Below are 6524 nucleotides of genomic sequence, written 5' to 3'. Positions count from 1 at the left end.
GGATCGAGGCCGGAGGGCCAGAAGTCGGGGAAGAGGAGGAGGGCCGGGCCGCGGCCTCTCCCCGGCGCGGGCGGACCGGCCCGGGCTCGAGCGGGACGTCCAGGCCCTCGGGCCGCCGGGGCGGCGGACGTGATGACGAGTTCGAGCAGGCGTTGCCGGCCCCGGACGAGGAGGACCAGGAAGACGTGGATCTCGATGAGAACGCCTATCCGCTTGAGGAAGAGGACGAGGAAGGGGGCGACGAGGGGCTCCTCGGGAACGACGAGTTCGACGAGGACTTCTCGGAGGACGACTTCGAGGGCGGCGACGACGAGGACGAAGAGGAAGGCTTCGGCGACGACGAGGACGAGAACGGCTTTGACGAGGACGGCTCGTTCGACGACGAGGGCGAAGACGAGAACGGGTACGGAACGGATGAGGACGAGGAGGAGCCGCCTTACGGGCACCGTTCAGGCCGTCGCCCGTGGAAGTCGTGACTTGAGCCCGAGGGGGTAACTAGAGCCGTGCCGGTGCTGGACGTCAACAACTTCGACCGCATCCGCATCGGGCTTGCGTCGCCCGACCAGATCCGATCGTGGTCCCACGGCGAGGTGAAGAAGCCGGAGACCATCAACTACCGGACCCTCAAGCCCGAACGGGACGGGCTTTTCTGCGAGAAGATCTTCGGGCCCACCCGCGACTGGGAGTGCCACTGCGGCAAGTACAAGCGGGTTCGCTACAAGGGCGTCATCTGCGACCGCTGCGGCGTCGAGGTCACCCGCAGCAAGGTGCGCCGCGAGCGCATGGGGCACATCGAGCTGGCGGCCCCCGTCTCCCACATCTGGTACTTCAAGGGCATCCCGAGCCGGATGGGCCTGCTCCTGGACCTGTCGCCCCGGCAGCTTGAAAAGGTGCTCTATTTCGCCTCCTACATCGTCATCGACTCCGGCAACACGCCGCTCATGAAAAAGCAACTCCTCACCGAGAGCGAGTACCGCGAGTACCGGGACAAGTACGGCGACAACTTCAAGGCGGGGATGGGTGCAGAGGCCATCAAGGTGCTGCTCCAGGAGATCGACCTGGACAGGATGGCGCAGGAGCTGCGCCGCGAGGTGCGGGAGAGCACCGGGCAGCGCCGGGTGCGCGCCATCCGGCGGCTCGAGGTGGTGGAGGCGTTCCGCAAGTCGGGCAACCGCCCGGAGTGGATGATCCTGGACGTCATCCCCGTCATCCCGCCGGAACTGCGCCCCATGGTTCAACTGGACGGCGGGCGGTTTGCGACTTCGGATCTGAACGACCTCTACCGGCGCGTCATCAACCGCAACAACCGCCTGAAGCGGCTGCTTGAACTCGGGGCGCCTGACATCATCGTCCGCAACGAGAAGAGAATGCTTCAGGAGGCGGTCGACGCCCTCATCGACAACGGGCGGCGCGGCCGGCCTGTCACGGGGCCGGGCAACCGCCCCCTCAAGTCGCTGTCCGATATGTTGAAGGGCAAGCAGGGCCGGTTCCGCCAGAACCTGCTGGGCAAGCGCGTCGACTACTCGGGCCGCTCCGTGATCGTGGTGGGCCCCGAACTCAAGCTCCACCAGTGCGGGCTTCCCAAGGAGATGGCGCTGGAACTCTTCAAGCCGTTCGTGATGAAACGCCTCGTGGACAAGGGATTCGCCCACAACATCAAGAGCGCCAAGCGCATGGTGGAGCGTATGGAGTCTCACGTGTGGGACGTCCTGGAGGAGGTCATCAAGGAGCACCCGGTGCTGCTCAACCGCGCGCCGACGTTGCACCGGCTCGGGATCCAGGCGTTTGAGCCGGTGCTGGTGGAAGGCCGCGCCATCCAGATCCACCCGCTGGTCTGCACCGCCTACAACGCGGACTTCGACGGCGACCAGATGGCCGTGCACGTGCCGCTCTCCGCGGAAGCGCAGGCTGAGGCGCGCCTTTTGATGCTGTCCACGTACAACATGCTGCTGCCGGCCACGGGGCGCCCGGTGGTAACCCCGACGCAGGACATGGTCATCGGCTGCTACTACCTGACGCTGGAAAGGCAAGGCGCCCCCGGATCCGGCATGGTTTTCCAGAGCGCTGCAGAGGTGCGGATGGCCTGCGACGAGGGCGTGCTGGAGCTGCACGCTCCCATCGATGTGCGCCTGGAGGACGGCCGGCGGGTCAAGACGACGGCGGGACGGGTCTTCTTCCGGGAAGCGCTGCCGGAGAAACTCCTCAAGGATGAGAACTGGAACCGGGTCATCGACCGCAAGCAGCTCGCGCGGATCGTCGACGAACTCTACCGGGCCTACGGGCCGGAGCAGAGCGCCGAGGTGCTCGACCGGATCAAGTTTCTCGGCTTCCACTTCGCGACGACCTCCGGCACCACGGTGGGCGTGACGGACATCGTCATCCCGCCGAAAAAGCAGGAGATCCTGAAGGAAGCCGACGAGCAGGTGGAGCGGGTCGAGCAGCAGCACCGCCGCGGCCTTCTCACGGCCGAGGAGCGCTACCAGCGCATCGTGGAGACGTGGACCAGGGCCAAGGAGCGGGTCACCCGGGCCATGCTCGACAATCTCGACCGGTTCAACCCGGTCTACATGATGGCCATCTCAGGCGCCCGAGGTAACGAGTCGCAGCTCGCGCAGCTGGCGGGGATGAGGGGGCTGGTGGCCGACCCCACGGGGCGCACGTTTGAAATCCCCATCCGCGCCAACTTCCGCGAGGGCCTCACCGTGCTGGAGTACTTCATCTCCACCCACGGCACGCGCAAGGGTCTGGCCGATACGGCGCTGCGCACGGCGGATTCCGGGTATCTCACCCGCAGATTGGTGGACGTGGCGCAGGACGTGCTGGTGAGAGAAGAGGACTGCGGCACCACCGAGTTCATCGAGGTGGGGCCGCTCAAGGATCCGTCCAGCGGGCTCGTCATCGAAAGCCTGCGGGAGCGCATCGCGGGGCGGTTGGCCGGCGAGGACATCCGCGACCCCAACACCGGCGAGATCCTGGTGCGCGCCAACGAAACCATCGACGACGAGATGGCAGCGCGCATCGAGGAGCTGGGGACGGACCGGGTACCCGTGCGGTCGGTGCTGGTCTGCCGGAGCCGCTACGGGGTGTGTGCGGCATGCTACGGGCGCAACCTGGCGACGGGCCAGACGGTGGAGGTGGGCGAGGCGGTGGGCATCATCGCCGCCCAGTCCATCGGTGAGCCCGGAACGCAGCTTACGATGCGCACGTTCCACACGGGCGGCGTGGCCGGGCAGGACATCACGTCGGGTCTCCCCAGGGTCGAGGAGCTGTTCGAGGCGCGCAGGCCCAAGGGCCAGGCCGTGATGACGGAGATCAGCGGCACCGTTCACCTGCAGGAGTCGAAGACGGCCCGGCGGCTGTTGGTGCGGGGCGACGACGGCGAGGAGCGCCAGTACGTCATCCCGTACGGGTCGCGCCTCGTGGTGCAGGAGGGGCAGCGGGTCGAGGCGGGCGACCGCCTGACGGAAGGGCCCATCAACCCGCACGACATCCTGCGCGTGAAGGGCCTGCGGGGCGTGCAGATGTACCTGCTGCAGGAGGTCCAGAACGTCTACCGCTCTCAGGGCGTGGACATCAACGACAAGCACATCGAGATCATCGTCCGACAGATGCTGCGCAAGGTGCGGGTGGAGGACCCGGGCGACACGGACCTTCTTCCCGGCGGGATCGTGGAGCAGCACGAACTCGAGGAGGAAAACGCCCGCGTGGTGGCCGGCGGGCAGCCGGCAACCTGGAAGCCTGTTCTGCTGGGCATCACCAAGGCGTCGCTGGCGACCGAGAGCTTCCTGTCGGCGGCCTCGTTCCAGGAGACCACCCGGGTGCTGACGGACGCGTCCATCAAGGGCAAGACGGACCCGCTGCTGGGGCTGAAGGAGAACGTCATCATCGGCAAGCTGATCCCGGCCGGCACGGGCATGTCCCGCTACCGCCAGATCAAGGTGGCGCCGGCGCCGGGAGCGGTGCCGAAGGGCGCGCCGCTCGTGGACGGCGCGTCGGCGCTTGGCCGGCTCCTGCGAACGGCTGCCGGGGAAGACCAGACGAACGCCCTCAGGGACCAGGCACCCGTCGTACCCGTTCCGGAGGGGACACCGGACGCGCACCGTCCTGGCGTGCCGGACTTTTCCGGCGACAGCCCCCTCGGGGAGGGCGCCGAAGCCGATTCGGACGAGTAGAGTCCCTGGCAGGGCTGGAGTCGTGCAGGGAGCCTGCCGGCACCGGGCCCGACGGGGCCCATGCTGGCAGGCTCCTTTTGTGGCAGCCGCCCGCAAATGTCAGATTGACAGCCCTGAGGGCCGATGCTAGAATGAGGGAGTGCTCGGGCGGGTAAACCGCCGCCAGGCCGCGCTGTATAAGGGTTTGAGGCCGATCGAGCGGGAGTGATCCCCGGCCGTATGGTAGAGCCCGGGGTACTGGCGCGACTCAAGACGGATCCGAAGACGGTCGGGGCTCGACAGACGCTGAGGGCACTCCACAAGGGAATTGCCCGGCTCGTGTACGTGGCCCAGGACGCGGATCCCGAGGTAACCGGTCCGATCCTGGAGCTCAGCCAGCGGCAGGCGGTCCAGGTCGTCTACGTGGATAGCATGCACGCCCTGGGCAGGGCGTGTGGCATCGACGTGGGCGCCTCGGCAGCGGCGTTGATTGTAGACCGGGATGTGTCGCCCGATGCGAAGCGGCAGAGGAAGGGGGGAGCGTAGCAGTTGCCGACGTTCAGCCAGCTTGTGCGGCAGGGGCGCAGGCGGGTGGAGCGCAAGAGCAAGGCTCCGGCGCTCCTGTTCATTCAGAACACCCGCATTGGCCGGCGTTTCGAGGGCGAAGGTGCGCCCCAGAAGCGAGGGGTCTGTACCCGTGTGTACACGACCACGCCCAAGAAGCCCAACTCTGCGCTTCGCAAGGTGGCACGAGTTCGCCTGACCAACGGCATTGAGGTCACCGCGTACATTCCGGGGGAGGGCCATAACCTCCAGGAGCACTCGGTGGTGCTGATCCGGGGCGGACGCGTGAAGGACCTCCCCGGCGTCCGGTACCATATCATCCGGGGCACGCTGGACGCGGCGGGCGTTGCCAACCGCCGTCAGGGGCGCTCGAAGTACGGGGCCAAGCGGCCGAAGTAACGGGCCGCTATTGGTACGCAGGCGCCGCCTCCTCGCCTTTTGCACAGGCAGCCCAAAAGTCCGCATGGAGCAGTCTGAGGGGGTAGCCTGCTCTCGTTTTGGAAGGAGAAAGCGCAGATGCCGCGCAGAGGACCGGCGCCGCGCCGGACCATCCCGCAGGACCCGAGGTATAACAGCGAGATGGTGCAGCGGCTCATCAACAAGATAATGAAGGACGGCAAGAAGAGCCTCGCCGAGCGGATCGTGTACCAGGCCTTCGAGCTGATCCGGGAGCGTTCCGGCAAGGATCCGGCTGAGGTGCTGGATCAGGCCCTCAAGAACACCATGCCGATGCTGGAGGTTCGCCCTCGCCGGGTCGGGGGCGCCACCTACCAGGTGCCCATCGAGGTGCGGCCGGAGCGCCGGGTCTCGCTGGGTCTGCGGTGGATCATCGAATACGCGCAGCAGCGCAAGGACCATACGATGGCCGAGCGCCTGGCGGGCGAGCTTCTGGATGCCGCCAACGGGCAGGGCGGCGCGGTGAAGCGCCGCGAGGACACGCACCGGATGGCGGAGGCCAACAGGGCGTTTGCCCACTACCGCTGGTAGCGGATGCGGGCAGTTTTTCAGGGGGAAGCAGAGTTCGTGTCGGCGGTACGAGAGGTTCAGATCGAAAGAACCCGCAACATCGGGATTATGGCCCATATCGATGCCGGGAAGACCACGACGACCGAGCGCATTCTGTTCTACACGGGCAGGGTGCACCGGATCGGCGAGGTCGACGAAGGCTCCGCGACCATGGACTGGATGATCCAGGAGCGGGAGCGCGGGATCACCATTACCTCGGCCGCCACGAGTTGCAACTGGCGCGATCACCGTATCAACATCATCGATACACCGGGCCACGTGGACTTCACCGTCGAGGTGGAGCGGTCTTTGCGCGTGCTCGACGGTGCAATCGCCATCTTCGACGCCGTGCAGGGCGTGGAACCCCAGTCGGAGACGGTATGGAGGCAGGCAGACCGCTACCGGGTACCCCGAATCGCTTACGTGAACAAGATGGACAGGGTGGGCGCCGACTTCCTGCGGGTGGTCGATGACATCCGCAGGCGGCTCGGGGCCACCGTCGTACCCATTCAGCTTCCGGTGGGCGCCGAGGAGAGCTTCCGCGGCGTCATCGACCTCCTGCGGCGCAAGGCCATCCTCTACGAGGATGACCTGGGCACGCGGCGCGAGGAGGCCGAGGTGCCCGCCGATCTGGTGGAACTGGCCGAATCAACCCGCGAGGCCACCGTCGAGGCCATCGTCGAGACCGACGACGAACTGATGGCGCGCTACCTCGAGGGCGCCGAGATCGACGTCGAGGATTTGCAGCGCGCCCTGCGCAAGGCCACCATCCAGGGCCGGTTGGTGCCGGCTCTGTGCGGTTCG

General features: G+C 66.9%; 6 protein-coding genes. All 6 read left to right on the top strand.

Annotated features, from left to right (window positions below; all coding sequences use genetic code 11):
- Nucleotides 1-185 precede the first annotated feature (185 nt).
- On the top strand, nt 186-476 hold the full coding sequence (locus AB1609_13365) for a hypothetical protein (GenBank protein MEW6047449.1): 291 nt from the start codon (nt 186-188) through the stop codon (nt 474-476).
- 33 nt (nt 477-509) lie between these two features.
- Entirely contained in the window at nt 510-4172 is a 3663-nt protein-coding gene (rpoC, locus tag AB1609_13360; protein MEW6047448.1) for a DNA-directed RNA polymerase subunit beta', read from the top strand.
- Nucleotides 4173-4391: 219 nt separating this feature from the next.
- Nucleotides 4392-4697, top strand: a complete 306-nt coding sequence (locus AB1609_13355) for a ribosomal L7Ae/L30e/S12e/Gadd45 family protein (GenBank protein MEW6047447.1) — start codon at nt 4392-4394, stop codon at nt 4695-4697.
- Nucleotides 4698-4700: 3 nt separating this feature from the next.
- Nucleotides 4701-5114: a 30S ribosomal protein S12 gene (gene rpsL, locus AB1609_13350; protein MEW6047446.1), complete on the top strand. Its 414-nt coding sequence runs from the start codon at nt 4701-4703 to the stop codon at nt 5112-5114.
- Between the two features lie 117 nt (nt 5115-5231).
- Entirely contained in the window at nt 5232-5702 is a 471-nt protein-coding gene (gene rpsG / locus AB1609_13345; GenBank protein ID MEW6047445.1) for a 30S ribosomal protein S7, read from the top strand.
- A gap of 36 nt (nt 5703-5738) precedes the next feature.
- On the top strand, nt 5739-6524 hold a 786-nt coding region (locus tag AB1609_13340; GenBank protein ID MEW6047444.1), incomplete at its 3' end, for a GTP-binding protein.

The sequence above is a fragment of the Bacillota bacterium genome, assembly GCA_040754675.1.
In the GTDB taxonomy this organism is placed as follows: domain Bacteria; phylum Bacillota; class Limnochordia; order Limnochordales; family Geochordaceae; genus Geochorda.
The sequence above is the reverse complement of the archived record's forward strand: the minus strand, read 5'-3'. Positions and strand labels throughout refer to the sequence as shown.

Excerpts from the sequence above, each read along its gene's own strand:
- AB1609_13355 (MEW6047447.1), top strand. The coding sequence starts at position 4,392 with ATGGTAGAGCCCGGGGTACTGGCGCGACTCAAGACGGATCCGAAGACG.
- rpsG (MEW6047445.1), top strand. The coding sequence starts at position 5,232 with ATGCCGCGCAGAGGACCGGCGCCGCGCCGGACCATCCCGCAGGACCCG.